This window comes from Candidatus Nitrospira nitrificans (genome assembly GCF_001458775.1).
Taxonomy (GTDB): Bacteria; Nitrospirota; Nitrospiria; order Nitrospirales; family Nitrospiraceae; genus Nitrospira_D; species Nitrospira_D nitrificans.
This window is the reverse complement of record NZ_CZPZ01000013.1, coordinates 12748-38214: the sequence shown is the minus strand read 5'-3', so window position 1 is coordinate 38214 and position 25467 is coordinate 12748. Positions and strand designations below refer to the sequence as shown.

The window sequence follows — 25467 nt, the reverse complement described above, 5'->3', positions numbered from 1 at the left end:
ACGTTACCTGAGCAGATGGGCTACATGTATGGCGCTTCACGCTTCACGTATCACGAATAACGATCTGAGTTCTCATCTGTATCCGGTGATCATGGCGGGAGGGAGCGGGACCAGATTTTGGCCCTTGAGCCGTCATCTGTTTCCCAAGCAGCTCTTGCGGATCGGCGGCGAGCATACGTTGATTCAGCAGACCATGCGGCGCGTCCTCGGCTGTGGCCAGGCTGCCAATGTGCTGATTTCGACCAACGCGGCGCAAGCTGATCTCATTCGAACGCAACTGATTGACTGGAAAGAGGACCTCGCGAACGGATTTCTCCTCGAGCCCGAAGGGCGCAATACGGCCCCCGCGATCGCGCTCGCGGCGCTTGAAGTGTCGGCGCGCGATCCGAATGGACTGATGCTGGTGGTTCCCGCCGATCATGTGGTGACGGGGCAGCGTGACTTTGAGGCGGCCGTCCGATTGGCCGCGCAGTTGGCGATGGAGGGTTACTTGGTCACGTTCGGAATCAACCCGATCCGCCCGGAAACCGGGTATGGGTATATCAAACCGAAAGACAACGCTCTGCTGGGGACACGGGGGAAATTGCGGGGGTATCGCGTTCAAAAATTCGTGGAGAAGCCCAACGCGACGAAGGCGGCCCGGTACCTAAAGGCGGGTGACTATTTTTGGAACAGCGGCATGTTTGTCTGGCGCGCTGAAACGATTTTGCAGGAAATCGGTCTTCACCAGCCGGCGATTGCGGCTTCGATGGATCAGATCAGGAAACTCAAAATGGAAGGCGCCTCCAAACAGTCGATCGACGATATCTATCGCCAAATCAAACCGGTCTCAATCGACAGCGGTGTGATGGAGCAGTCGTCGAAGGCGGCGGTGGTGCCGGTGACGTTTAAATGGTCCGATGTCGGAAGTTGGGGCAGTCTGGACGAAGTCGCGGAGAAGAATGAGGCCGGGAATGTCGTGACCGGGCGAGTGATCGACATCGAGAGCAAGCACACGATTGTCTATGCGGACCGGCGTGTGGTTGCCACGATCGGGTTGCAGGATATGGTGGTGGTGGATACTCCTGATGCGACGTTGGTGTGTCCGAAATCTCGGGCGCAGGACGTAAGGCAGATCGTCGATATTCTGAAGCGGCAGCAAGCGCCTGAGCATTTGGAACACCTGACGGTTCAGCGACCGTGGGGGTCGTACACTGTGTTGGAAGAGGGGGCTGGGTTCAAAGTGAAACGTGTCACGGTGAACCCCGGGGGCCGGCTCTCCCTCCAGATGCATCACCAGCGGAGCGAACATTGGGTGGTGATTGCCGGCATCGCGCGTGTGACGCGAGGTCAGGAGGTTTTCGATTTAAAGGTCGGAGAAAGCACCGCCATTCCGGCGAGAACCAAACATCGATTGGAGAACCCAGGGCGGGAGATCGCGCACATCATCGAAGTGCAGAACGGACCGTATCTCGGTGAGGATGATATTGTGCGGTTTAAGGATGATTACGGAAGGGGCGTAAAGCGTTAAGCGTGAAACGCAAAACGTCATACGTATCATGAAGAGCAAGGACGTCATCCGGGAGGTGACGCGTAACGTCCAACGATGCACGAATAACGAGGAACCATGGGTTTGTTTCGCGAATACGATCTGAGAGGAATTGTCGGCAGCGAATTGACCGAGGATCTGGCTGAGCGGGTGGGCCGTGCCTACGCCACCTACGGCCTGAAGCGTGGAGTGAAGACGATCAGCCTGGGGCGTGACGGGCGGCTCAGTTCGCCGGCTTTGCACAAGGCGCTGCTCAAGGGACTGCTCGCGGGTGGGCTCGATGTCATCGATATCGGTGTCTGTACATCGCCGTTAGTCTACTTCTCATTGTTCACCCTGCCGGTCGGTGGCGGCATCATGATTACCGGAAGCCACAATGCGGCGGAGTATAACGGCTTTAAGGTCTGTGTCGGTAAATCCGCCATTCATGGAGATGAAATTCAGGAACTTCGAAGGGTGATGGAAGCAGGGATATTTGTATCGGGGAACGGCCGTCTCTCCGAGCATCCGATTATTCCCGACTATCTGGCGTACCTCCGGAAAAGCTTCTCTCATGTCCGCGCAAACCGGCTGCATGTCGTGATCGACAGCGGGAACGGCGCGGCGTCCCTCGTTGCCAAACAAGCGCTCGAGTCGTTGGGATGTCGGGTGACGGGGTTGCATTGCGACCTCGATGGGCGCTTTCCCAACCATCATCCGGATCCGACGGTTCTTGAGAACCTCTCCGATCTCATGCAATCGGTGAAGGATCACGGGGCCGATGTAGGAATCGGGTATGATGGGGATGCGGACCGAATCGGGGCGGTTGATGAGCAGGGCGAGGTGCTGTGGGGCGACCGTCTGTTGGTCATCTACTCGCGTGACATCTTGTCCGTGCAACCCGGCAGCACGATCATTTCCGAAGTCAAGGCGTCACAGAGCCTCTATGATGACATTGCCAAGCGAGGCGGGCGTGGGATCATGTGGAAGACCGGTCATTCGCTGATCAAGGCAAAGATGAAAGAGGAGTCGGCGGTATTGGCCGGTGAAATGTCCGGACACATGTTTTTCGCGGATCGGTATTTCGGGTACGACGACGCGGTGTACGCGTCTTGCCGCCTCGTTGAAATCCTGGCGAAGACCCAACGTCCGCTTTCAACGCTCGTTGCGGACTTGCCCACAACGGTGGTGACGCCGGAGATCCGGGTGGATCTTCCTGATACAGTCAAATTCAATGTCGTGGAGCGGATTCGCCTGAGATTCTCGGAGTATTTGCGGAGCAAACAAGGCCTCGGGCCGAGCCGGCTGATGCTTCGGGACCTCATCACGATCGATGGTGTCCGCGGAGTATTCGATGATGGATGGGGGCTTATCCGGGCCTCCAACACCCAACCGGCCTTGGTGCTCAGATTTGAGGCGACATCCTCTGCACAGCTGAGCGTTATTCGGGCGATCGTCGAGGGGGAACTCGCGGATGCCAAACGAGCGGTCGGGTGTTGATGTCTGCCACGGCCTGGCCTGATCGAATTCCCGATGTTTCCAGAATGTGCCGCTATGCCAAGATTGTGGCCGTCTGTCTGCTTCTGTTCCTGCCTGTCGGTTCAATTGAAGCTCACGCGCAAGGTGAACTGAAACGTCCTTTTCAGATCGGCGAACGGCTGACGTATGAGGTGTCCTGGCTCAACATGACAGCCGCAATTGCCGTGATGGAAGTGGCTCAGATGGAGGGACAGAACGATCGACCGGTTGCCAAGTTGGTGGGGACGGCGCGCTCGACGCCGATCATCACGAAGTTCTTTCCGGTGGATAATCGAGTCGAGTCGGAGTTGGATTTGGAGACCCTGGCTCCGGACCACATGACCTTTCGTCGGCGCGAAGGGCGAAAGAAGGAAGATATCGAGTATGTCTTCCATCAAAAAGAAGGCACGGTCACGGCTGTCAGGGGAGGGGCGACGGAGTCGCTCCCTATCCAAGCCGGGACACAGGATATCATTTCATGCTTGTACTATACGCGGATGGTCTTGCCGCCGAATCCCGGGGCCTCAGTGAAAATGAATGTGTATCACGATAAGAAAAATCGGCCGGTCGAGGTTCTTGTCGAGGCGATCGAGACCATTGAAGGCGCATGGGGAATCGCGGAGACGGTCCGGGTGCTGGTGATCATGCCGTTCCATGGGTTGTTCATGAATCAGGGCAACATCCGCGTTTGGGTCACCAATGATGATCGGAAGACTCCGCTCCGGATGAAGGCGAAGGTTGTGCTGGGATCAATCGTCGCGGATCTGGTCGACGGCTTGCCGGAAATCAGCTCAGTCCGGCAAGAGTATTGAACATCGATTGTTGTTCGCACGGGTCAAACCCGCTATACTGAGCGTCGTCATGCGAGAATTTCCCCTTACGTTAAGCCGTTTTATCATTCAGAATCAGGCCTCGCATCAAGCTGCGACGGAGGAATTCTCCGGGTTATTGACCCAGATTGGTTTGGTCGGCAAGCTCATTTCGCAAGATCTTCGGCGTGCCGGATTGATCAACATTCTTGGAACGACCGGCGATACGAATGTGCAGGGAGAAACGGTCAAGAAACTGGACGCCATCGCGAACGACGACTTCGTCAAAGTCTTTCAACATAGCGGCTATGTCTGCGCCTTGGCTTCGGAAGAAATGGAAAAACCGATCTCGCTTCCAGGCAATTGGCCGCACGGTAAGTACATGCTGCTCTTCGATCCGCTCGATGGTTCCTCTAACACGGACAACAATATGCCGCTGGGAGCCATTTTTTCCGTGCTCAAGTATGACCGAACCGATCGGTTGCCCACTGACGGGGAAATGGTCCGCCGGGGGACGGAGCAGGTCGCGGCCGGTTATCTGTTGTACGGATCGAGTACCATGCTGGTGTATACCGTCGGGCACGGCGTGTATGGATTTACGCTCGAACCCGACATCGGGGAATATCTCCTGTCGCACGAGCGGATCAGGATTCCGGAAAAGGGCAGGGTCTACGCCGCCAATGAAGGGAACTACCACAAGTGGTCGGCGGGAACGAAGAAGTATATGGACTCGCTCAAAGTGAGCGACAAGGCGACCGGTCGCCCGTACAGCGCTCGGTATTCCGGCTGTTTGGTGGCCGACGTGCATCGCCTGTTGCTCGGAGGCGGGATCTATCTCTATCCGGGGGAACTCGATAAACCGGAAGGGAAACTGCGATTGCTCTATGAGGCGAATCCACTGGCATTTGTCGTCGAACAGGCCGGCGGGAAAGCCACGACGGGGACATCGAGAATTTTAGAAGTGGAGCCGAAGAAATTGCATCAGCGCGTGCCGTTGATCATCGGGAGTCGCCGCGACGTCGAGCAAGCGGAGGCGTACATTCAAGGGAACGCCTAGATGCTCATGTATGTGGTATGGTGATGTTGTTGGGAGGGGAGCTATGAGAGACCGGGTTCAGGAAATTCTGAGTTGGTACGGGAGCGATAATGCGGGAACCAAGACCAACATCGCGCGATTGCTGCGGGCCGGTAAGTTGGCAGGGACCGGCAAGTTAGTCATTCTGCCGGTCGATCAGGGATTCGAACATGGGCCGGCGAGGAGTTTTGCGCCGAATCCACCCGGCTACAATCCCCATTATCACTTTCAACTCGCGATCGATGCCGGATGTAATGCCTATGCCGCCCCGCTAGGGTTTCTGGAAGCCGGAGCCGGCGAGTTCGCCGGGCAGATCCCCCTCATCCTGAAGTTGAACAATCACGACGTGTTGCATGACGAGAAGGATCCGTTGCCGTCGGTGACCGGTAGTGTGAGGGATGCCCTTCGGCTGGGTTGCTCCGCCGTCGGGTTCACGATCTATCCCGGTTCTTCCCATTGCAATGCCATGTATGAGCAATTGCAAATGATCGCCGAGGAAGCGAAAGACAGTGGCCTGGCCGTGGTCGTATGGTCCTATCCTCGCGGATCGGTGTTGAGCAAAGAAGGTGAGACGGCCATTGATGTGGTCGCGTATGCGGCGCAAATTGCGGCGCAGTTGGGCGCGCACATCATCAAGGTCAAATTGCCGAGCGCGCATTTGGAGCAGGCTGCCGCCAAGAAGGTGTATGAATCGACGCAAATTCCGATCAAGACGCTGGCGGAGCGGGTGAAGCACGTCGTCCAGAGTTCATTCGACGGCCGGCGGATCGTCATCTTTTCCGGCGGGGCCAAGAGCGAGGACGCGAACGTATTCGAAGAAGCTCGGGCCATTCGAGACGGCGGTGGCTTCGGTTCCATCATCGGTCGAAACTCATTCCAGCGGCCGAAGGCGGAGGCCGTCAAGTTTCTCCGCACCATCATGGGAATTTATGCCGGCGAGATCCAGTAGTCACCGGCTGAACGCATAGAAGAGCGATCGCCACGATGAATCAGGTCGATTTTGAAAAGAAACCGCCTCAAGGAACCAGGAGCTGGCTTGTTGCCGCAAGCTTATTGACGGTCGGGATCATCATCGGGCTTGTGATAGCGTCAGACCTCGGCTGGTTGCCGACGGGATATGCGGTCCCCGATTCCGCTTCGGTGGCTCCGCCTGCTCCCAGCGCCAGACCGGTCTCGACCGCTCCCCAGCCCGTCCTCAGCGGGAGCAATCAAACGTTCGTGGATATTGCCAAGTCGGTGAAACCGGCAGTGGTGAATATTTATGCGACGAAAAGCGGACGTTCGGAAGGGTCCGGCACGGCGCCGCTGGATGACCCCTTGTTTAGAAAATTTTTCGGCGACGAGTTTTTCCGGAAGTTTGAACACCCGAAAGAACGAAAAGAACGGGGTTTGGGGTCCGGTGTGATCGTCGAATCGAACGGACTCATCATCACCAATAACCATGTGGTCGGCAAGGCGGATGAAATTCGTGTCACGCTGTCCGACAAGCGCGAATTCAAGGCGAAGCTGATCGGCACCGATCCGAAGACCGATGTGGCCGTCGTGAAGATCGACGCGACGGGGCTTCCGACCGTCGCCTGGGCCGATTCGGACAAACTGGAAGTCGGGGAGTTTGTCCTGGCCGTCGGGAATCCGTTCGGACTGACACAGACCGTCACCTTGGGGATTGTCAGCGCCCTTGGGCGAGCGGCCGGCATCGCCGAGTACGAAGATTTCATCCAGACGGATGCAGCCATCAATCCCGGGAACTCCGGTGGGGCCTTGGTCAACGTGCGGGGAGAGCTGGTGGGCATCAACACCGCGATATTCAGTCAGAGCGGCGGCAACATGGGGATCGGTTTCGCCGTTCCGAGCAATATGGCTCAATCCATTATGGGCCAACTCGTACAGACCGGAAAAGTCGTTCGTGGGTGGCTTGGGGTCTCCATTCAGGAGCTGACACCGGAGTTGGCCTCTCAATTCGGGATTACGGAGACCAAGGGTGTGCTCGTCAGCGATGTGATGGACGACAGCCCGGCGAAAAAAGCGGGATTCGAGCGAGCCGATGTGATCGTGGAGTATGACGGCAAGCCGATGGATTCGCCGACGCACTTGCGCAACGCTGTGGCTCAGACTCCGGTCGGAAAGAAAGTGGCGGTGAAACTTATTCGAGACAAGAAACCGAAAATCATCGATCTCACCATCGTTGAGCAGCCTAAGTCGATGTCACAAACCGGCGAGGACGATGGAGGGGATTCAGCGATGCCGACGGGAATACTCTCCAGCCTCGATGTGCGAGATCTCACGGAAGAATTAGCGGGCCGGTATGGGCTCAAATCCAGCGAACGGGGCGTGGTGATTGTTCGGGTCAAGCCCGGCAGTACGGCCGAAGAATTGGGTGTTCGGGAGGGCGATATCGTCCTTGAAGTGAATCGTCAAGCGGTGACGTCGGTCAAGGTGTTTGAGCGGATCGCCGGCAAGTTGCCGAAGGATCAAGCGGTCTTGCTCTTGCTGAAACGGCAAGGGCGGACGATCTACCTCACGCTTCGTCCTTAGCTACATTAGTTAGAACCCTTCTGCAGCCGGCCAACGGTTTCATGTTCAGGTTTGTGGTCAGTCCCCAGCTTGAAACGTTGAACGTGAACCTGGAACTTAGGAACGAGCCGTCATGAATAGGGTTAAGCTCGACACGATGGGAAAGGTAGCTTAGTTTCTGCTCGTGAACACTCGCACTGTCGCCCTCGTCCCTGCCGCCGGACGGGGCCTTCGCATGGGCGGCGCGGTTCCCAAACAATTTCTCGCCCTCGGCGGTCAACCGCTCGTGCTCCATTCGCTGCGTGTGCTTCAAGCCTCTTCCATCATCAATGAAATCATCCTAGCGGTTCCCCAGAACGAGATGGACTATTGCCTCCAAGAAGTCGTGGCGAAGCATCACTTTACCAAAGTGACAAAAGTGGTGCCGGGAGGACATGAGCGGCAAGACTCCGTCCGGCATGCGCTTGAGGCTGTCCATGCCGACGTCGATGTAGTGTTGGTGCATGATGCGGTTCGTCCGTTTCTCACAGAGCAGATGGTGGAAGGGGTGGTGAAGGCGGCACGGGCTAAGGGAGCGGCGATCATCGCCCTACCCATGAAGGATACCGTCAAGCAAGTGGGGGCCGACCATGTCATCGAGCGCACGATTGATCGGCAGTCATTGTGGCTGGCGCAGACCCCGCAAGCCTTCCGTCGCGACTGGTTGCTGGCCGCCCATAGGAAGGCCCATGCGGAAGGGATTCGCGCCACTGACGATGCCTATCTTCTCGAATGGGCCGGACATCCTGTGTCCGTCGTCGAGGGAAGCGGCGAAAATATCAAGGTGACGAGGCCTGAAGACATGGTGATCGGCGAAGCGATTTTAGCGGCGCGATCAAAGAGCGGTCAGTAGTCATTGGTCATCCGTCACTGGAAATACACAAGACCGAACCGTTGACGAGCGGCTATTGACCAAGCACGAAAGGAACATTATGCGTATCGGTTATGGCTACGATGTCCATCCGCTTGGGCCGGACCGTAAATTGATCTTGGGAGGAATTGAGGTTCCACACACCAAGGGATTGCTCGGCCATTCCGATTCCGACGTCCTTGTCCATGCGGTGTGCGATGCCTTATTGGGGGCGATGGGGGAGGGCGATCTCGGCCGGCACTATCCAAGCTCCGACCCCAAGTACAAGGGGATCTCCAGCTTGAAACTATTGGAAGATGTGATGGAAAAGCTGAGCGCGAAGAGGTATCGGGTGGGCAACATCGATACCGTGATAGTGGCCCAAGCTCCTCGGCTTGGCCCATATCTTCCGGCAATGCAGAAGAAAATAGCGGAGACAGCCCGGATCGATCCCGGCCTGGTCAATGTCAAGGTGAAGAGCGGAGAGGGACTGGATGCGGTGGGACATGAAGAGGCAATGATCGCGCATGCGGTGTGTGTGATCGAACCAGTCTGAAGGTTTTGGAGTTCGCAAGCGACAAACGTATGGTCGATCTTGACGACCGATTACAGGACCTGATGAACGCCGGCAGAGTTTTATCTTCCCGCGTCCGTCCGTTCCAACTTGCTGGCCGGCATGTTTGACATCATCAAACAGGATTTACGAGCCGTCTTCGATCGAGATCCAGCGGCCACGAGCAAGCTGGAAGTGATCCTGACGTATGCCGGTTTCCATGCGCTGCTGGCCTATCGCATCGCGCACTGGCTCAAGGCCAATAATGTTCCGATCCTGCCGCGGATTATTTCTCAGTTGGCCCGGTGGGTAACGGGTGTGGAGATCCATCCTTCCGCCAAGATCGGAACGGGCTTTTTCATCGACCATGGGATGGGAGTGGTGATCGGGGAAACGGCGGAAATCGGTGATTATGTGACGCTCTTTCAGGGCGTGACGTTGGGAGGGACAGGCAAGGAACGTGGGAAACGGCATCCAACGTTGGGCAACCATGTGGTGGTTGGGGCCGGGGCCAAGATCTTGGGGGGAATTACGATCGGGGACAACGTCAAGATTGGGGCCAATTCCGTCGTGTTGAAGAATGTTCCCCCCAATTCGACGGTAATCGGTGTCCCTGGTCGTGTGATCAAATCCCTGGGCGAACGGCTGCCGGATGCGACGATGGACCAGGTCGATTTGCCGGACCCCATCAGCGATCGCTTCATCGCGTTGGAGCAGGAATTGATCGAACTCCGCAAGAAAGTCGACGACCAGAGCGCCTGACCGGGCAACTATCCCGATTGGTGCCCTTCCTATTTCCGTGGCGTACCGACTGCGGTGTAGGCGTCCATCCCCGGCGCAGCTCACGCCGAACCGGGGATGGCACGTTGTTAATTCGAGAGACACTCGCTCATGAATTGCTTCCGCTCATCACCCTTCAGCTTCTTCTCGCCCGCCTCTTTATTGCACGTCTTCATCTTATTCTGCTGAGAGTCCTTCCCGCCCCCGTCTTTCTCCGGCTTGGCGGAGAGACAGTCCTTCATAAACTCCTTCCGCTCGTCTCCCTTTCCTTCACCAAACCCCTTCGCGTTCGCCCGCTCGTTGCAGGCCTTCATCTTGTTCTGCTGTTGAGGTGCGGCGACGGCGTATGGGGTCGCTCCAAGGCTAAGCACAAACAGCGTCACGGTGAGAGCACGGATTGCGGTCCGCATGCGGAATCTCCTTTGATTATGAGTGAGTTGCAAACCCAGTTCCATCATAGCGAAACAACGGATGGTTGTCTCTAGAATTGAAATGGAAAAGCCGCCCCAAGGTTGTCTTTGTCGGGACGGAACAGGCTCAGTCCAACCATTCTTTTCAACCTTCCGCTGTGCGTGTTCCTTTCTCGTGTTATCCGGCGCTTCTTGTGTTGTACGTTAAACGGTTCTCGAAGGCAGGAAGATTTCTTCGGGGGAATAGGGTATTCTCTGCGGCGAATGAGCGCACCGCATGGGCATCTGTTTCGAACCGTGTCGGCGAGAACCAGGAGAAGATTCCATGAGTTCTACACCACCCCTCACATCATCGAGCCAATTTAGGAAGCTCCTCTTGTCGGAGCAGTTGGAATTCATCTGCGAAGCGCATAACGGTCTCAGCGCGAAGATCGTTCAAGAAGCCGGCTTTCGAGGCATTTGGGCCAGCGGCCTGTCTATCTCGGCCCAATTCGGTGTCCGTGACAACAACGAAGCCAGCTGGACTCAAGTTCTGGAGAATCTGGAATTCATGTCCGATGCGGCCACGATTCCCATTCTTCTCGACGGTGATACGGGATACGGCAACTTCAATAACATGCAGCGTCTGGTCCGCAAGCTTGAGCAGCGTCGCATTGCGGCGGTTTGCATCGAAGACAAGCTGTTCCCCAAGACGAATAGTTTCATCAAGGGGGACGCTCAGCCCATGGCGGACATGCAAGAGTTTTGCGGCAAGATCAAAGCCGGGAAAGATGCTCAAACCGATCCTGACTTTTGCATTATCGCGAGAGTGGAAGCCTTCATTTGCGGGTGGGGATTGGCGGAAGCTCTCCGCCGAGCCGAGGCGTATCGTCAGGCAGGCGCGGACGGCATCCTCATTCATAGCGCCTTGTCGGTGCCGGATGAGATCCTAGCGTTCAAGCAGGAATGGGGAAACCGATGTCCCGTTGTGATCGTTCCGACCAAATATTACGCCACGCCGACCGATGTGTTTCGGCAGCATGGATTTGCGATGGTGATTTGGGCGAACCATATGCTGCGATCCGCCGTGACCGCGATGCAGAAAACCGCGCGGACATTAAAGGAGCAGGAGCACCTGCTCTCCATCGAAGACAAGGTCGCGCCGGTTTCTGAAATCTTCCGCCTACAAAATGCCGCAGAACTGCAAGATGCCGAAGATCGTTATCTTCCCAGAGGCGCCGAAAACACCCGCGCTATCGTATTGGCCGCCTCTCGTGGCGAAGAACTCCGGGAACTGACGGAACACCAGCCCAAGACGATGGTGAAAATACAGGGGACGCCGATTCTTGCCCACATCGTGGACGCCTATAATGCCGTGGGGATCAAGGATATCACGGTCGTCCGTGGTTATAAGAAGGAGGCGGTGACGCTGCCGAACCTGACCTATCTCGACAACGATGACTTTGCCGACACCGGCGAGCTCGACTCGCTGCATAAAGCCCTGCGCGCACAGAAGGGCCAGGCCAAAGATCTGATCATTTCCTACGGCGACGTGCTGTTCAATACGTACATCCCTGAGGCGCTCTGCCGGGAGAAAGAGGACTTCGTGATCTTCGTGGACAGCGATTGGCAGAACCAAAGCAGTTATGCGCGCCTGGGCGGCTTTGCGGAATGTTCCTTGCCGAATTCGAAGAAAGCCTTCAATGCCAGGATCTATCTCAAGCAATTAGGCAATACGGTGCCCAGGGAAAGCACCCATGGAGTCTGGATGGGTTTTCTCAAAGTCTCCGCCGCCGGAGCCGGTCAGTTGCAGGCCATTCTCGCGGCGATGATGGCTGATCCCGCCAATCGGAAAGCCGGCATCCCTCAGCTGTTGCAGGACTTGCTCAAGCGAAATCTCCCGATTCGCGTAGTTTACACGGTGGGGCATTGGCTCGATATCAATAGCCTCGATGATGTGGTTCAGGCCGGCAATTTTTGACCCTCCATGTTTGTGATGGCTCCATCGTAATCGACGCGCACTAAAAACAGTCCTTGCGGAGGAGCCGTCTTTCCGGCGGCGGAACGGTTGCGGGCATGCAGGATCGTCTTCAGGCTGTCAGGGGCGCGTTTGTTCAGGCCAACCTCCACGAGTGTTCCGACGATGGAGCGGATCATCTGTTTCAGGAACCGGTCGGCATAGGCTTCGATTCGCAGCCGATCGCTTTCTCGGAAGACCATGAATCGTTGGAGATGGCAGACGGGATCGTCGTTGTCGGTGGGTTGTGTCTGGAACGAAGAAAAATCGTGCGAGCCGATCAGCGCCAGCCCCGCAAGATTCATCGCCGCGTCGTCGAGCGGTTGATGGATATGCCAGCAGTAGTCACGCTCAACCGCCGGACGTTCCGGGCGGTTCAGAATACGGTATTCATACAGTTTGCCCTTGGCCGAATGTCTCGCGTGGAATGTGTCCGGCATGAGCGCGACTGATCGCACCACGATACTCTTTGGGAGATGGGCGTTCAGCGCCCTTGTCCATCCTCGCGGCGTCATGTCGCGGTCGATACGGAAACTCGCCACCTGTCCAAGCGCGTGCACTCCCGCATCGGTGCGTCCGGCCCCGATGACCGGGGCGTTGATCTGAGTGACGCCTGTGATGGCCGCTTCGACGGCTTCTTGAATCGTCGGCTGATCGGGCTGACGTTGCCAGCCGGCGTAGGCCGTGCCGTCATATTCGAGGGTCAGTTTGACGATGGGCATGAAGCGCGTGGACGGCGATGAGTGGAGCCCCACGGCTTGTCAGCCGGTGCCCTTATGGGTTCTTTCGGCGACACCTCGTAGGCGGGCGAGACGATCATCGGATGTCCGGTCGATTGTTGGTCAGAAATGAAACAATACCATGGTAGAGGGATTGAGCGACATCGCGGACGAACGCCGGTTTTCTGAGGAGATCTTCTTCGTCGGGGTTGGAAATGTAGGCGATCTCGGCCAGGATGCTGGGCATGCTCGTGAACCTCAAGACATAAAAGGGTGCCGTCTTGACGCCATGGTCGTTGACCACGTATGGGCCGTTCATTTGGGAGACCATGGCCTCTTTCGCGTTCCACGCGAGCTCCAGGGATTCCTCGATTTTCTTTGCCGTTAAGAGATCCGCCACGAGGTATTCCCATCCGACCCCGGTGTTGATGATGGGAGTGCCGTTCTCCCGCGCCGCGACCTCAAGCGCTCGCTGATCCTTGGCCTCACCGAAGTGATAGATTTCAATTCCTTTGACCAGGCGTGACGGGTGCGAGTTGACATGGATGGAGACGAAGAGATCGGCTTCGCTGCTGTTTGCAAACTTGGCCCGATCTTCCAACTCAATGAACACATCACGATCTCGGGTCATCAACACGCGCATGCCGGGCTGCTTGCTCAGAAGTTCACGAAGCTGGAGTCCTACCTTGAGGGTAATATCCTTCTCCTCGGTTTTTTGGAGCCCCCGTGCGCCCGGATCCTTCCCCCCATGGCCTGGATCGATCACAACGGTTGTGTATCCCTTGGCTCGCGATGTAACGGGTTGGGAGGAGGGGGGAGCCGGCCGCTGAGGGACTTCGCGTGGATCAAGCCGGTAAGGAGATGCTTGTGTGCCGTGCGGAGTCACGTCAATGACCAAGCGAGGCGGGTGGGAAAGCGTGAAGTGCTTATAGGTCCGGAACGACGTGATCGGAAGAGATACCGCGACAGCGTGCGAGGGCAGTTGAGAGACCATGAAGGGTGACGGGATGGTCCCATTCGTCGCCTTCGTTTGCGCGGTTTGGCTGAGCCAGGCGTTGGGAAGGGCGATGACCACACGACTCGGATTGGCCGCTCGCTGTTCCGTGACCGTGGTGTGACGATCGAGATCCAACACGAGTCTGGTCTTCTCCGGGCTTGTCATCACACGGAAATTGCGAACGGTTACGGGAGCAAGGGAAGTGGTCGTTCCTTTGACGCGGCTTTGTTCCGACGACCGCACCGGCAACGGATACTGATCATCGGAGGACCAGGCCCAGGCGGCTTGGATCATAAGCCCATATGCGGAGAGGAAGAGGATGGCAGTGAACGAGACGAGGGTGAGGGATTTGATTGAAAGCAGTCGAGGCTTTCGTCTATGCATGGGCCCTTTGTCGATACAAGACAATGGGAAACTATTCTCAGATGTCCGTCGCCTTGTCAAGAAATACACCAAGTCGGCTAGGCGGAATTCGGATTGACTGTCGGCTCACGACCAGGATAGCGTGCGATATGCCGACGCATCTCATCATTGACGGGTATAACGTGCTGGCCGGCGCCGGACGTTTTCCGACGGACCTCGAATCGGCCCGCGACGCGTTGCTGCATGAGTTGGCCGCCTATCGGCACCGGAAGAGCCATGTCATCACCGTCGTATTCGATGGCTGGCAACAGGGCCAGCCGTCCGAACGGCGGGAGCATCGAGCCGGAGTCCAGGTGATCTATTCAAAACGGGGTGAGCGGGCGGATCAAGTCATCCAACGCTTGGCGCGAGAGTACGGGACCGACTGCGCGGTCGTCAGTTCCGACCACGAGATCGTAAATGCGGCCAGAGCTCATGGGGCCTTGGTCATGACAGCGCGGGAATTTTCGGACAAGCTGCGCGTGTCATCGAGCATAGGCGGCGCCATGCCATATAAAGAACTCGATACAGGAGCCGATGTTCGCTCAACGCGGGGATCGGAGAAGAAGGGGAATCCTCGCAAACTGCCGAAATCCCAGCGACAACGCGCGCGCCGGCTCAAGCGATTTTGAACAGCTGCGTTGCATTGTCGGTCGTTCGTCTTTCAATCTCTTCCAACGAGAGTTCCGGATGAATAGCCGCGAGTTGCTTCGCCACCTGTGACACATACGCCGGTTCATTGCGTTTGCCTCGATAGGGAACAGGCGTCAGGTATGGGCAATCGGTTTCGATGAGCAGGCGATCCAACGGGGTATTCTTGGCGATCTCGCGTAGCGCCGCCGCGTTCTGAAACGTCAGGATTCCCGAAAACGACAGATGAAATCCCAAATCAAGGGCTTTCTTCGCCAGCCAAGCATCCCCGGAAAAGCAGTGAAAGACCCCGCCGATTTCAGACGCGTTCTCCTCCCTTAGAATGGCAACCGTATCTTCCTGCGCTTCTCTCGTGTGAATGATCACGGGTAGCGCGAGTTCGCGGGCGAGCTGAATCTGTTCGCGGAACCGGTCACGCTGTTCTTTTGGCGAGGAATGGTTGTAGTGGTAGTCGAGCCCGATTTCCCCATAGGCCACGACTCTGCCGCTCTTGGCCAAGCTGCGGAACTCATCATACCAGTCGTGCTGGATATGCTTGACCTCGTGTGGATGGACTCCGACGGAGGCGTACACAAAGGGATAGTGATCGGTGAGCGCGACGGCCGCTCGACTGGTCGTCAGATCACAGCCGATGGAGACGAACGCGTCGACTCCGGCTTCCCGCGCACGGGCGATGACCGCCTCCCGGTCGTCGTTGTAGCGCGCATCATCAAGATGTGTGTGGGTGTCGATCAACATCGAAGCACATCCTACCATGGAGTGATGTGGCGGCCGCTATGTCTTTTGTTGCGGCCTGCCATTGAGCGATTAACCGAGAGATCGGTGTTGCTTCGTGTTCGATCGAAGACAGATCACTGTTCCTGAGGCGATGAGCGGCAGAGGTGAAAAGTCACGAGACCGGCTTGGGGGTGAGGACCGTCGCAAGTTCGATCAGGAGACGCTCGGTTTCGTCCCAGCCGAGACAGGCGTCAGTAATAGAAACCCCATGCTGAAGGGCGACACCCTCCTTCCAGGCTTGTTTGCCGGGATTCAGGTTGCTTTCGAGCATGAAACCCATGATGGACTGGCGGCCCTCCCGAAATTGCTGCAAGACTTCGCGAGCTACAAATCCCTGGCGAGTGTGATCCTTCTTGGAATTGTCATGCGAACAGTCGATCATGATCGGGCGGGCGATCCCTTCTCCGGCGACCGCGGCCTCGGCTTTGATGACATCCTGTGCTTCGTAGTTCGTTCGTCCGCCTCCGCCGCGGAGCACGAGATGGCGATCAGGGTTGCCCATGGTCTTGATGATGGCAGTCTGGCCGTCGGCATTGATGCCGACGAAATTGTGCGGGGCGCGGGCGGACGTCATGGCGTTGATGGCGACCTGCAAACTGCCTTCCGTCCCATTCTTGAATCCAACGGGCATGGAGACCCCGCTGGCCATTTCACGATGGGTTTGGCTTTCCGTGGTGCGGGCCCCGATGGCCGCCCAACTGATGAGGTCGGCGACGTATTGAGGACTGATGGGATCGAGCAATTCCGTTCCGCAAGGAAGGCCTAATTGATTGATCCTGAGGAGAATCTCTCTCGCGAGTTCCATCCCTGCGGCGATGTCGCAGGTGCCGTCGAGACGCGGGTCGTTGATGAGTCCTTTCCATCCGATGGTGGTTCTCGGCTTTTCGAAGTAGGTTCGCATGACAATGAGGAAACGGTCACGCAAGGCATCGGCGATGGGCTTCAGTTTGCCGGCATATTCATAGGCGGCATCGGGGTCATGGATGGAGCACGGACCGACGATGACCAGGAGCCGGTCGCGGTCTTCTCCATGAAGAATGCGACGAATGGCTTCTCTGGTTTCCACGACGAGCGCCGCAGCCTGATCGGTAATCGGGAGTTTGGTCTTAATGGCGCGAGGAGAGGGGAGCGCTTTGATTTCAATGACGTGTTGATTGTCGATCGGCCTATTCATTGATGGTCACGTCCTTGAACGGTCTTAACCGCCTTAGTTTTGAAGGGGAGCTACTCTAACGAATTACGCCGGAAAAGTCCATACCGGTTGCTGATGGGGCTGGGTTGAGTCATCCGGCGACGGATTTCCACGGTTCTTGCAATTCTGACCACTGGTTGCCTATTCTACGGCCATGCTTCCGAGACGACGAAGAGCCCTCACGTCATTCCTCCGTTCAGGCATGGCGTTGGGGATGATCTACATCATCCTGGGGCTGGCCCCCTTCGCGGTAGCGCAGGATGTCCACCACGAGTTGGCCGCAGCCGATTCGGATGGTCATGAACATTCGGACACCGATATCTGTCAGTGGGTCCAGCATCACATTGCCGGATCAGTCGATCTCGATGTTCCACGGTTTGCCGTGTGCGATGTTGTCCGACCGCAAGAACTTCCCTCTGAATTTGTATTGCTATCGGCCGCGCCCTCTCTGCTCGGTCCTTCCCGCGCCCCTCCTCAAGTATAGCTGAGCCACCAGGCCAAGCAGTCAAGATGGTCGACGGACGTACGATCTCGGTACGCCTCGTCCATCTGTTCTCATTGATTACTTGTGGATTCGTGAGTGAGGAGGAGCCTGATGTTTGTGAAACCTGTATTGAATGCCACGTTTGTGACGATCGTGGTGGCGGTCGTTGGGGGAATGTTGTCGGTCAGTCAGGCGGCCGACAGCGAGCAAGCCAAGACGATCAAGGGAGTCGTGCAACAACAGGACCTTCGGCGTGTGCCGCAGGCCGCTATCGAGGTGAAGAATCAAGCAGGTGATCTGGTGTCATCCGGATTCTCGAACGATGCCGGCGAATTCAAAGTCGCCGTCCCCGAGAGCGGTACCTACTCCGTCAGCGCCGTGCAGGAGACCTATCGAAGCGAATATGTCGTATTGACGCTCGGCGAGGAGCCGGTGAATCCTGTCACCCTGACGCTCTCCAAGACCAAAGAGGTGTCGTTGGAGGTCGTTTCACCATTACCCCCCATCCAGACCAAGGCGTCCAGCGAGACCTATTCACTCAGCCGGAAGGAAATCGATATTCTTCCGCGAGGCAATAACAACGACTTACACGACGTGTTGCTGACGATCCCGGGCGCGGCCTATGGATCGTTGAAACAGGTTCATATCAGGCAGGACCATGCGAATCTCCAGCTCAGGATCGATGGAGTGCCGATTCCCGATGCGGTCTCCTCGACCTTTTCCGATGTCATCACGCCACGGGCGTGGGAGCGGGCCGATATCGTACTGGGCGGGATGGAAGCCAATGTGGGAAATAAAACAGCTGCGCTCATCGACATTACGACGAAGAGCGGCACGAAGCCGGGATTTGGGTCGGTCCAAATGTTCGGCGGGTCGAATAAGACGATCAACCCGTCATTTGAGTATGGAGGCACGATCGGTGAGAAGTTCCGCTATTACTTCTTGAACAGCCATACGGCGACGAATCGAGGGATCGAGCCGCCGACCCTCGGGCACTCCATTTTTCACGGGCAGAGCGAGCGGAACCAGACCATGTTTCGCGGCGACTATCAGTACGACAATAACAATAATATTACCCTGTTGTTCTTGAACTCCATCGCGAAATATCAGATTCCGACGTCCCCTGGACTTGAGGTGAACCCGACTATTCTCGGCTTGTTGCCCGGAGGATTTACGCCGGTGCCATCGGAAATGATAGATGAAAATCAAAAGGAAAATAACCAATACGGCCACCTTGTGTGGCGGCACGACATCAACACCCGAAACTTTTTCAGTTTGGCCGGGTATTTTCGTCACACGAGAGCCACCTTTAGAACCGATCCGTTGAATGTGCTCGCCTATGTTCCGGATGAAGCCGAACCCTTTTCAGCCGGAAGCCAAGATCGCACGGGCTATTCAGGTGGCGTGCGGTTGGACTACACATTCGTCCATAGTAAAGAGCATTTGATCAAAGCAGGGTTCCAGGTTGATCGGACCCAGGCGATCAACAAGACGAGACTGTTTACCTTTCTCGATGACGGCGCGGGAAACCCGACCGGAGGCATGGTCAACGCCGGTGGCGACAACCGGCTCGTCGGGTGGCGACAGGAGTTCTGGATTCAAGATCAGTGGACGCCGAATGAACATTGGACCTTGAACATCGGGCTCCGTGCGGACACGGTACAGTACCTTCGCGACGAGGGGCAAATCAGCCCCAGGGTCGGTGTCACATACCGACACAACTCGGCCAACGCGTTTCACGCATACTACGGCAGGCTATTTACTCCCCCGAATCTCGAGCGAGTGGCCTTTGCCAGCTTGCATACAGAGGGCACGAAGGCGGCTCCGGAAGATATCACCAATAATCAGCCGCGGGCCGAGCGGGCCCATTACTTCCAAATCGGCAGCGTCCATGCGCTCACGGATTGGGCGACCCTCCAGCTCACGGGGTATTATAAGCTCGCCAATTATCTTTCGGACGCGCACCAGTTAGGAACGACTCCCTTGCTGAACTCTATTGCCTTTGAACGGGGATGGACCAGGGGGGCCGATGCCGCGCTCAAGGTCTGGTTCATGGAGAATCTGACGGGTCGCGCCAACATCGCCTGGGGACAGTGTAAGGGGTATGGTTTGCAGTCCGGGCATAATCTGGTGCATGTTGAAGAAATCGCCGATATCAATTCGCGCAGCGGCGTCCATTGCGACCATCAGCAGACGCTGACTGCCTCGGGGATCTTGAGTTATCGGTTGTTCGAGCGAACCACCCTCACCGGTCAAGTGTTGTTTGCGTCGGGACTGCGGGCGGCAGAGGAAGGCGCAAAGACCAATTCGAGCCATAGCCCGACCTACACGATTTATAACTTTTCGATCAGCCATGTCATTCCATTGCCCTGGCATGGTCAGAAGTTCTTGATCGGGTTCGATATCGTGAATGCGTTGGACCAAAAGTACTTCATCAATCAGGGCGAAGGCAGCATCGGTCTTGGTGTCTCCCATGCCGGGATGCCGCGGTCCTTCTTCTTCCGCGGGCAATGGTTCTTTTGACCAGACGCCGAACAAGGCCACCAGCGGCGTTCTCAGTCGCCGGGCTTCCTGCGGCCTTGCCGGATGACCTTGTTGGGCGTCTGATGGTATGTGGTATAAGGGATCGACAGGAAGAAATGAACAATGAGTTGGTTCACTCATGAATGACCGAGACCATAGGGGCGTGAAGGGCGTATTGGTCTTGCTCTGCGTGCTGTTTGTTACGGCACCGGCCTATGCGGCGGTCGGTGATGAGGCCACCCATGAGAGCGATCACCATGAAGATGTGCTTGAGTTGCCGGAGGTGCATGTCCATGGACTGCCTCTCAATAAGGATCAACAATTGGGCCCTGTAGCCAAGTCAACGCCCTGGCCTGGCATTCCGGCTTCGCTCAATGGTCAGGAAATCGATGATTGGATGAAAGCCCGCCTCTTGGTGTCCAAGCACGCGAAGGTGACCGTCGTGGTGCTGGAACCCTGCAAGCATCGTGAACTGACGACCTCCGGAGTCACCGCGCTCGGTAAATGGACGTTCGACCCTCAGATGAAAGGGGACGATCCGGTGGACGGCGAGCTGACGGTCCGGATCCATTTTCGGACCAGATAAAAAAACCACTGGTCATTGATCAAAGGTCATTGGACAGGAACCAGTAAAACACTGATAATGATCCCTTCAATGACCAATGACTATTGACCGATGACTTGGGACGAATCTCTCTTCCTTGCCATCAACGGTTTGGCGGGCCGGTCGGCAGTGGCTGATCACTTCTTCCTCCAGATCGGGAACCGCAGCATGCTCTATCTGCCTGGGGCTTGCGCCATCGCCTATTGGATATGGGTCAACCGGCGGGAGGCGTTCCTGGGAGGCCCGGTGTTAGGAGCGGCAGTCGGACTCGCCGACTTTTTCGGAGGACAGCTCAAATGGGTGTTTGAGCGAGTCAGGCCATGCCGGGCGTTGACCGACGCCGTTAAAATCGAACCGAGCGGCTGTGGAGGACTGTTCAGTTTTCCGTCGAACCACGCGGCCAACACCGCCGCCATCGCGGGATTCCTGCAAGTCCTCTATCCCAAGTCCGGCTGGGTGACGTGGCCGATCGTGGGACTCATCGGATTCGCCCGCGTGTATGTCGGCGCTCATTATGTGACGGATGTGCTCGGTGGGTGGGTGCTCGGAGGGATGCTCGGCGGAGGAGCGGCGTGGGCACTTCTTCAATGGCCAAGATTCAGAAACAAGCCGGTTTCGGCGGCGACGACAGCAACAATTGAAGACGCTCAAGCACGCTTGTGAGAACTACGGTGTTCCCGCGTCTTCCTCGACGGTCGCCAACAGATCAGTCTGCAGACGCTCCACATCGTATCCTCGTCCGATCAACACCAGCACCGGTGTTGGCTCATCCAGCAATGTGATCGGTGTAATCGTGGTCTGTCCCGGCAGGGCATATTGAAATTCTTGCAGCTCCGGCTCGTTGTCAAATCGGAAATAACCCTTCGCCCGTTCGAGTTCTTTGGGGATCGTTTTGATCCAGGCGAGAAAACGCCGGCGATTCAGAGGCCCGGGCAACGGGACCGTCGTGGCGATGGGATGATAGGTCGCCCGTCGGCGGGAGGAGGTGGGTGCCTTGCCGAAGAGCACATTGGTAGGAGCTGTCGGTTTCGTGGAGGGATGTGGAGCCAACAGGTCTGCGGCGTCGAGACGCGCATGCGACGTTTCCCACAGACGGGCATAGGGATTTTGTTCCAGGATACCGGCGCGGAACCGTTCCCAATGGCCTGGAACATAGAGGTCTCGCTTGTTCAAGATGAGTTCATCGGCGCAGCGAATGGCTTGCGTCGTCACATAGGCGCTGGAATGGCTTTCTTCCGTTGAGATCGGATGCAAGAGCGCGATCACCCGTTCTAGGAACGCCAACCGTGCAGTGTACGCATCAGTCACCGCATCGATTACTTCAGCGGGATCGGCCAGCCCCGAACATTCTAAAATCAACAGGTCTGACCCATGATCGCGCACCAGCTGCGCGATGCCCCAGGAAAGATCTTCTTTCGTGTCGCAACAGACACAGCCTCCGGCCAGATTCATGACCTGCTCGGCGAGCGTTCCGGCGCGAGGGCCGTCGATGCTGACGGACCCCGCCTCGTTCATCAGCACGCCTGTCCGACGGCCTTGGGCTTTCCAATACTCGAGCAATCGCATCAAGAGCGTGGTTTTGCCGGCGCCGAGGGAGCCGCAGAGAATATAGAAGGGGACAGGAGTGAAGGTCATGCTCGTCTCTCATCAACAATAAGCCATTGTGCTGGGATAGGTCTAGCACATGAAGGGTACGCTCTATTGAAAAATCTGCACGGAGAATACTGAGCATGGCTGCATCAAAAGATATGCTATCTCGTACGACTGTGATAAAAGAGATAGGGAAGGTTGCCGACGGTATTCGGCTGAGACGCTGAGATCAGAACCATTAACGATCGAACATGGGGAAGTCGAGATTCTAGACGGTGATCCTACGCGCTCGTGGAGCCTAGTGAATGCGAACGGCGCATTGAGCCTGAAGATCTTGGAGGACATATGATCATGTGGTGGCTGCTCGGTGGGATAGCGGCGATAGCGGTGGGAGTCGTGTTGTACAAGGAATGGAGGCTGCGCCGTTGGTCGTCGGCAGCGTCTCATAGTGTGATGACCAAAACGACCGATGGGGAGCTGCTTCAATTTCTAGTCAGATCAACACGCAGGAGCGGAAGGGAGTTTCGACCGTAATGTGTCTCCTTCATGCAAGAGGCATTGTTCACCGATAGAACGGAGCATTACCCTCCAGCGAAGACCGGGCGAAACCCTGCATCGATGAGAATGCGGGCGACCGCCTCGCGCTGATCCCCTTGAATCTCGATCTTCCCCTCTTTGACCGTTCCGCCTGCCCCGCAGACCTTCTGCATCCGCTTGGCAAGGAGTGCTTTCTCCGCCTGGCCGATTCCGACAAATCCTGTGACCACTGTGACGGTTTTCCCGCCACGGTGCGCTGTCTGGCGAATGATGTCCACTCGCCCACGGTTCTTCTTGGGGACCGCGGGTACCATGTCAGTTTGGCCGGAAACAGATCGCGCGGGTGAAGTCGGCGGCAGTTCAGCCTGCTTCAGCGTTGCGAAGGGACTTGTCCACTTGATCGGCCCACCATCGGTGGGAAGGCGTCTCTTGTCTTTCATGTGGCGTCTGTTTCTGGGAAGGCTACACCGAGACGGAGTATTCAATAACGTAACTCAAGGGTCGACCGCCATGCGTCCTGGCAATATTGAGCGAATAGGACTTCCGGCACCTGTTTAGTCACGCAGCCATATCGGATCATGACCCGGTTCGATGATAGCAATTCCTAGTCGGATCATCCGGCGGGGAGTTCCGAGCGCAGTCGGGACCCATGGGCCGTGGAATCCGCACATAGCCTTCGGCTGTCCGATTCTTTTGGAAGATCGCAAGGTGCAGTTCGTGACAGGACCCTGAACACCCAGTCGTTGTCGGCAGCGGATTGTCTAGGGCGACGGCCTCCCCTCCGATCGGGATGAAGCGAGAATAGGTGGCTGTGGTCGCGCCGAATGTGAGTTGTCCATGGTGCGAGGATTGTTCAACCTGAGTGGTGAACGTCGGACGCTCCTGTTCCGGTCGCAACACCGTGGCCCAGGTCGGATCGTCGGGAGCATACAAAAAGGCGTTGTTCCCGCGATGGCAGTCGGTACAGGGTGCGGTGCCGGGAGCAAATCCTTGAACGGGATCGCGAAGCGAGGTCATTTGCACCTCGGCTGTCTCAGGGGTCCAGCTGGTAGCGGGTGAACGTGGGTCATTGCTCCAGAAACAGGCGTACCCCGTTGTGGCGTTTTGACAGATGATTTGAAATGATCCGCCGTTCCTGCCCAGCGCAATGCAGCCGCCCCTTCCTCGAGGCGGTGCGTACGACCAGACGCTCGCGAATGAGGTCTCATCCACAGGAGCTTGATCCAGGGTGTTCGGCGTCAGGAGGATGGTGTGAAGGTTGCCGTGGCGTTCCCAGTCTGATGATGTGGGTTTCCAATCCGGTGGAATGGGAACACCCTTTGCGCGGCACGAATCCACGTAAGTACCGTCGCTGCTGATGTTCGCGCTCGGGGCTTGAGCGGGAACGGGTGAGCGGGAGGTTGCCTCTTCTTTCGAAGGCTCGATGAGCGAGCAACCCGCAAGCAGTAAACAGACCAAGGCGAAGACTATAGATTCGAATGGTCTCAGCATCGTCCCAATCTATCAGGCAATATCTCTCCGTATCACCGACCAAGTCTCAGCCGAACATGGTGCCTGATTATACGCTGAAGGAGAGGATGTCAAGGACTGCGTACCTCTCTTGGTCGGTCCATGATCCACGTTTTTTGTTCTTGGATAGAGTCTCAGAAATCTCTCGCTTCCTTGAAATCTTACAGCCTCGGCCACGACGAAAAAATGAAAAGTACTGGCTAGGAGAACGCAGCCGGTGTGTAATTGGAGCCGAGAGGATTTTATAGGTAGGAGGAAGTGCGATCATGATCTCTCGAAAGACCAGCAGCATTCTTGGCCTCGTGTTGTGGATGGGACTTCTGGTGTATCCAACGGATGGGTCAGCTGAATGGTATGCCGATGCTTATGCTGGGGCCGTCTGGACCCCGAACTCGGACCTGACTGTGACCAGTTCGTTGGGAACCGCGACAATCTACCAAGGGCTTGATGTCCACAATAATTGGACGGCCGGCGCTCGTGGGGGATATTGGCTGGATAATAAAAAGATGGACTGGCTTGGATTCGGGTTGGACTTTTTCTTCTTCCACCTCAAGACGCCTCCAGGACAACAAGTGGGCGTGACCAGTAACGGCGGGACTACCACACAATTCGCCCATTGGAGTCTGCCGGCATTTGGAATTGGTTTTGACGTGCTCCGTCTGCGGATTCCGCTCCTTCGGGACGAACAATTCATCCATGGACGCGTGCAGCCGTATATTGCCGCCGGGCCAACGGTGTTCATCACCTACGCGGGGCAGAACGATTTTGTTCAGCCGAGCGGACAAAGCTCCACCGACGTTTCTGTCGGCGCTAAAGTCGATGGAGGTGTACTCGTCATGGTCACGAAACGGATCGGGGCATTTGCGCAATATCGTTTCACTCACTTCACCAGTAAATTGGATTATGTGAATACTACGCCGGCTCCTGCCGCTGAAACATTCACGACGAGCTACAACACACATCATGTCATCGCAGGGGTCTCCGTGAACTTCTGATTCCGATGGCACAAAAAACTTATTGGATCCGGAGAAAATCAACGCGGATTATTTTATATTTTTCAATCACATCTGAAAATGATCGCATAGGTCCTATCAAGATTGAATCATCGCCAGTCCGCATAACTCCTTGGCTGGTTACGAATCGGCGATCGTTTAAGTGGCGAAGTTTCAAATACATCGCGACGCATCCCATCTTCCATTTGGGGAAACTGCGCTGCCGCATCTTTCCTGTCGGCATGCTTGATCAGGCGCGAGATGGCTTCTGTTTCGATAACACCTTTCTTTTTGACGACTGTCACAAGCCGTCGATCATCTTCCACTGAGAGGGTTGGATCGACTTCCGAACAGTGAATCTATCTGTGTCAGCACGGCGGTTTGCTCACCGATCTGTGTTCACGTACTCCTGCCGAAAACTCTGCTGAGCCGATCCACA

The 25467-nt window shown here is 56.5% G+C and carries 25 protein-coding genes; 16 read left to right on the top strand and 9 right to left on the bottom strand.

Going from position 1 to position 25467, the window contains the following annotated elements:
• Positions 1-28 precede the first annotated feature (28 nt).
• The 9 genes from COMA2_RS10495 to cysE all read left to right on the top strand — a co-directional run bounded on the left by COMA2_RS10495 (position 29) and on the right by cysE (position 9627).
• Entirely contained in the window at positions 29-1510 is a 1482-nt protein-coding gene (locus tag COMA2_RS10495) for a mannose-1-phosphate guanylyltransferase/mannose-6-phosphate isomerase (protein WP_090897512.1), read from the top strand.
• 96 nt (positions 1511-1606) lie between these two features.
• Positions 1607-3007 (top strand): phosphomannomutase/phosphoglucomutase, encoded by a 1401-nt coding sequence (locus tag COMA2_RS10490; RefSeq protein WP_090897510.1) that lies wholly within the window; start codon positions 1607-1609, stop codon positions 3005-3007.
• Positions 3007-3837, top strand: a complete 831-nt coding sequence (locus COMA2_RS10485; protein ID WP_090897507.1) for a DUF3108 domain-containing protein — start codon at positions 3007-3009, stop codon at positions 3835-3837. The genes COMA2_RS10490 and COMA2_RS10485 overlap by 1 nt, the downstream gene beginning before the upstream one ends.
• A gap of 49 nt (positions 3838-3886) precedes the next feature.
• The gene (fbp, locus tag COMA2_RS10480) at positions 3887-4891 is read left to right on the top strand and encodes a class 1 fructose-bisphosphatase (RefSeq protein WP_090897505.1); all 1005 of its coding nucleotides are present in this window, start codon (positions 3887-3889) and stop codon (positions 4889-4891) included.
• Positions 4892-4934: 43 nt separating this feature from the next.
• Entirely contained in the window at positions 4935-5858 is a 924-nt protein-coding gene (locus COMA2_RS10475; protein WP_090897502.1) for a class I fructose-bisphosphate aldolase, read from the top strand.
• A 35-nt stretch (positions 5859-5893) separates the two neighbouring features.
• Positions 5894-7444, top strand: a complete 1551-nt coding sequence (locus COMA2_RS10470; protein ID WP_090897501.1) for a DegQ family serine endoprotease — start codon at positions 5894-5896, stop codon at positions 7442-7444.
• A 163-nt stretch (positions 7445-7607) separates the two neighbouring features.
• Positions 7608-8315: a 2-C-methyl-D-erythritol 4-phosphate cytidylyltransferase gene (gene ispD / locus COMA2_RS10465; protein ID WP_090897499.1), complete on the top strand. Its 708-nt coding sequence runs from the start codon at positions 7608-7610 to the stop codon at positions 8313-8315.
• 79 nt (positions 8316-8394) lie between these two features.
• A complete protein-coding gene (gene ispF, locus COMA2_RS10460) occupies positions 8395-8868 on the top strand; it encodes a 2-C-methyl-D-erythritol 2,4-cyclodiphosphate synthase (protein ID WP_090897496.1) in 474 nt (157 codons plus the stop codon).
• A 120-nt stretch (positions 8869-8988) separates the two neighbouring features.
• Positions 8989-9627, top strand: coding sequence for a serine O-acetyltransferase (gene cysE, locus COMA2_RS10455; RefSeq protein WP_090897623.1), 639 nt, complete (start codon positions 8989-8991; stop codon positions 9625-9627).
• Between the two features lie 107 nt (positions 9628-9734).
• On the opposite strand, the gene COMA2_RS10450 is transcribed toward cysE, so the two are convergent.
• Entirely contained in the window at positions 9735-10055 is a 321-nt protein-coding gene (locus COMA2_RS10450; protein ID WP_090897494.1) for a PsiF family protein, read from the bottom strand.
• Positions 10056-10380: 325 nt separating this feature from the next.
• Between COMA2_RS10450 and aepX the strand changes: the two genes are divergently transcribed.
• Positions 10381-12015 carry a phosphoenolpyruvate mutase gene (gene aepX / locus COMA2_RS10445; RefSeq protein WP_090897621.1) on the top strand — a complete coding sequence of 545 codons (1635 nt, stop codon included), beginning with the start codon at positions 10381-10383 and terminating at the stop codon, positions 12013-12015.
• Here aepX and truA read toward each other — a convergent pair.
• Both truA and COMA2_RS10435 read right to left on the bottom strand, forming a co-directional pair.
• Positions 11997-12773 carry a tRNA pseudouridine(38-40) synthase TruA gene (gene truA, locus COMA2_RS10440; RefSeq protein WP_139077267.1) on the bottom strand — a complete coding sequence of 259 codons (777 nt, stop codon included), beginning with the start codon at positions 12771-12773 and terminating at the stop codon, positions 11997-11999. The two genes, aepX and truA, sit on opposite strands and share 19 nt — an antisense overlap.
• A gap of 94 nt (positions 12774-12867) precedes the next feature.
• Complete coding sequence (locus COMA2_RS10435; protein WP_090897490.1) at positions 12868-14151, bottom strand: N-acetylmuramoyl-L-alanine amidase; 1284 nt, start codon at positions 14149-14151, stop codon at positions 12868-12870.
• A 128-nt stretch (positions 14152-14279) separates the two neighbouring features.
• On the opposite strand from COMA2_RS10435, the gene COMA2_RS10430 reads away from it, so the two are divergent.
• Positions 14280-14801, top strand: coding sequence for an NYN domain-containing protein (locus COMA2_RS10430; protein ID WP_175304527.1), 522 nt, complete (start codon positions 14280-14282; stop codon positions 14799-14801).
• On the opposite strand, the gene COMA2_RS10425 is transcribed toward COMA2_RS10430, so the two are convergent.
• On the bottom strand, positions 14788-15558 hold the full coding sequence (locus COMA2_RS10425) for a TatD family hydrolase (RefSeq protein WP_090897485.1): 771 nt from the start codon (positions 15556-15558) through the stop codon (positions 14788-14790). The genes COMA2_RS10430 and COMA2_RS10425 overlap by 14 nt on opposite strands.
• A 151-nt stretch (positions 15559-15709) precedes the next feature.
• Positions 15710-16771 carry a 3-deoxy-7-phosphoheptulonate synthase gene (locus COMA2_RS10420; protein WP_090897483.1) on the bottom strand — a complete coding sequence of 354 codons (1062 nt, stop codon included), beginning with the start codon at positions 16769-16771 and terminating at the stop codon, positions 15710-15712.
• 232 nt (positions 16772-17003) lie between these two features.
• Here COMA2_RS10420 and COMA2_RS10415 point away from each other — a divergent pair, with 232 nt between their 5' ends.
• The 4 genes from COMA2_RS10415 (at position 17004) to COMA2_RS10400 (ending at position 21063) form a co-directional block, all read left to right on the top strand.
• Positions 17004-17273 (top strand): hypothetical protein, encoded by a 270-nt coding sequence (locus tag COMA2_RS10415; RefSeq protein ID WP_139077265.1) that lies wholly within the window; start codon positions 17004-17006, stop codon positions 17271-17273.
• A gap of 111 nt (positions 17274-17384) precedes the next feature.
• Complete coding sequence (locus COMA2_RS10410) at positions 17385-19796, top strand: TonB-dependent receptor (protein WP_090897478.1); 2412 nt, start codon at positions 17385-17387, stop codon at positions 19794-19796.
• 139 nt (positions 19797-19935) lie between these two features.
• Positions 19936-20382 carry an energy transducer TonB family protein gene (locus tag COMA2_RS10405; RefSeq protein ID WP_175304526.1) on the top strand — a complete coding sequence of 149 codons (447 nt, stop codon included), beginning with the start codon at positions 19936-19938 and terminating at the stop codon, positions 20380-20382.
• Positions 20383-20472: 90 nt separating this feature from the next.
• Positions 20473-21063, top strand: a complete 591-nt coding sequence (locus COMA2_RS10400; protein WP_090897477.1) for a phosphatase PAP2 family protein — start codon at positions 20473-20475, stop codon at positions 21061-21063.
• Positions 21064-21066: 3 nt separating this feature from the next.
• Here COMA2_RS10400 and COMA2_RS10395 read toward each other — a convergent pair whose 3' ends face one another.
• From COMA2_RS10395 to COMA2_RS19785, 3 genes are all read right to left on the bottom strand, one after another.
• Positions 21067-22035 carry a CobW family GTP-binding protein gene (locus COMA2_RS10395; protein WP_090897474.1) on the bottom strand — a complete coding sequence of 323 codons (969 nt, stop codon included), beginning with the start codon at positions 22033-22035 and terminating at the stop codon, positions 21067-21069.
• 536 nt (positions 22036-22571) lie between these two features.
• Complete coding sequence (locus tag COMA2_RS10385; protein WP_090897470.1) at positions 22572-22967, bottom strand: translation initiation factor; 396 nt, start codon at positions 22965-22967, stop codon at positions 22572-22574.
• Between the two features lie 136 nt (positions 22968-23103).
• Positions 23104-23544, bottom strand: coding sequence for a hypothetical protein (locus COMA2_RS19785; RefSeq protein ID WP_139077263.1), 441 nt, complete (start codon positions 23542-23544; stop codon positions 23104-23106).
• A gap of 758 nt (positions 23545-24302) precedes the next feature.
• On the opposite strand from COMA2_RS19785, the gene COMA2_RS10375 reads away from it, so the two are divergent.
• A complete protein-coding gene (locus tag COMA2_RS10375) occupies positions 24303-25031 on the top strand; it encodes an outer membrane protein (protein WP_090897465.1) in 729 nt (242 codons plus the stop codon).
• Positions 25032-25138: 107 nt separating this feature from the next.
• Here the strand turns inward: COMA2_RS10375 and COMA2_RS10370 are convergent, their stop codons facing one another.
• Entirely contained in the window at positions 25139-25333 is a 195-nt protein-coding gene (locus COMA2_RS10370) for a hypothetical protein (RefSeq protein ID WP_139077261.1), read from the bottom strand.
• Positions 25334-25467 lie beyond the last annotated feature (134 nt).

What these genes read in the sequence shown, in the direction of transcription:
- COMA2_RS10495 (WP_090897512.1), top strand. Translation starts at nt 29, where the DNA reads ATGGCGCTTCACGCTTCACGTATCACGAATAACGATCTGAGTTCTCAT.
- COMA2_RS10490 (WP_090897510.1), top strand. Translation starts at nt 1,607, where the DNA reads ATGGGTTTGTTTCGCGAATACGATCTGAGAGGAATTGTCGGCAGCGAA.
- COMA2_RS10485 (WP_090897507.1), top strand. Translation starts at nt 3,007, where the DNA reads ATGTCTGCCACGGCCTGGCCTGATCGAATTCCCGATGTTTCCAGAATG.
- fbp (WP_090897505.1), top strand. Translation starts at nt 3,887, where the DNA reads ATGCGAGAATTTCCCCTTACGTTAAGCCGTTTTATCATTCAGAATCAG.
- COMA2_RS10475 (WP_090897502.1), top strand. Translation starts at nt 4,935, where the DNA reads ATGAGAGACCGGGTTCAGGAAATTCTGAGTTGGTACGGGAGCGATAAT.
- COMA2_RS10470 (WP_090897501.1), top strand. Translation starts at nt 5,894, where the DNA reads ATGAATCAGGTCGATTTTGAAAAGAAACCGCCTCAAGGAACCAGGAGC.
- ispF (WP_090897496.1), top strand. Translation starts at nt 8,395, where the DNA reads ATGCGTATCGGTTATGGCTACGATGTCCATCCGCTTGGGCCGGACCGT.
- cysE (WP_090897623.1), top strand. Translation starts at nt 8,989, where the DNA reads ATGTTTGACATCATCAAACAGGATTTACGAGCCGTCTTCGATCGAGAT.
- COMA2_RS10450 (WP_090897494.1), bottom strand. Translation starts at nt 10,055, where the DNA reads ATGCGGACCGCAATCCGTGCTCTCACCGTGACGCTGTTTGTGCTTAGC.
- aepX (WP_090897621.1), top strand. Translation starts at nt 10,381, where the DNA reads ATGAGTTCTACACCACCCCTCACATCATCGAGCCAATTTAGGAAGCTC.
- truA (WP_139077267.1), bottom strand. Translation starts at nt 12,773, where the DNA reads ATGCCCATCGTCAAACTGACCCTCGAATATGACGGCACGGCCTACGCC.
- COMA2_RS10435 (WP_090897490.1), bottom strand. Translation starts at nt 14,151, where the DNA reads ATGCATAGACGAAAGCCTCGACTGCTTTCAATCAAATCCCTCACCCTC.
- COMA2_RS10430 (WP_175304527.1), top strand. Translation starts at nt 14,280, where the DNA reads ATGCCGACGCATCTCATCATTGACGGGTATAACGTGCTGGCCGGCGCC.
- COMA2_RS10425 (WP_090897485.1), bottom strand. Translation starts at nt 15,558, where the DNA reads ATGTTGATCGACACCCACACACATCTTGATGATGCGCGCTACAACGAC.
- COMA2_RS10420 (WP_090897483.1), bottom strand. Translation starts at nt 16,771, where the DNA reads ATGAATAGGCCGATCGACAATCAACACGTCATTGAAATCAAAGCGCTC.
- COMA2_RS10415 (WP_139077265.1), top strand. Translation starts at nt 17,004, where the DNA reads ATGATCTACATCATCCTGGGGCTGGCCCCCTTCGCGGTAGCGCAGGAT.
- COMA2_RS10410 (WP_090897478.1), top strand. Translation starts at nt 17,385, where the DNA reads ATGTTTGTGAAACCTGTATTGAATGCCACGTTTGTGACGATCGTGGTG.
- COMA2_RS10405 (WP_175304526.1), top strand. Translation starts at nt 19,936, where the DNA reads ATGAATGACCGAGACCATAGGGGCGTGAAGGGCGTATTGGTCTTGCTC.
- COMA2_RS10400 (WP_090897477.1), top strand. Translation starts at nt 20,473, where the DNA reads ATGACTTGGGACGAATCTCTCTTCCTTGCCATCAACGGTTTGGCGGGC.
- COMA2_RS10395 (WP_090897474.1), bottom strand. Translation starts at nt 22,035, where the DNA reads ATGACCTTCACTCCTGTCCCCTTCTATATTCTCTGCGGCTCCCTCGGC.
- COMA2_RS10385 (WP_090897470.1), bottom strand. Translation starts at nt 22,967, where the DNA reads ATGAAAGACAAGAGACGCCTTCCCACCGATGGTGGGCCGATCAAGTGG.
- COMA2_RS19785 (WP_139077263.1), bottom strand. Translation starts at nt 23,544, where the DNA reads ATGACCTCGCTTCGCGATCCCGTTCAAGGATTTGCTCCCGGCACCGCA.
- COMA2_RS10375 (WP_090897465.1), top strand. Translation starts at nt 24,303, where the DNA reads ATGATCTCTCGAAAGACCAGCAGCATTCTTGGCCTCGTGTTGTGGATG.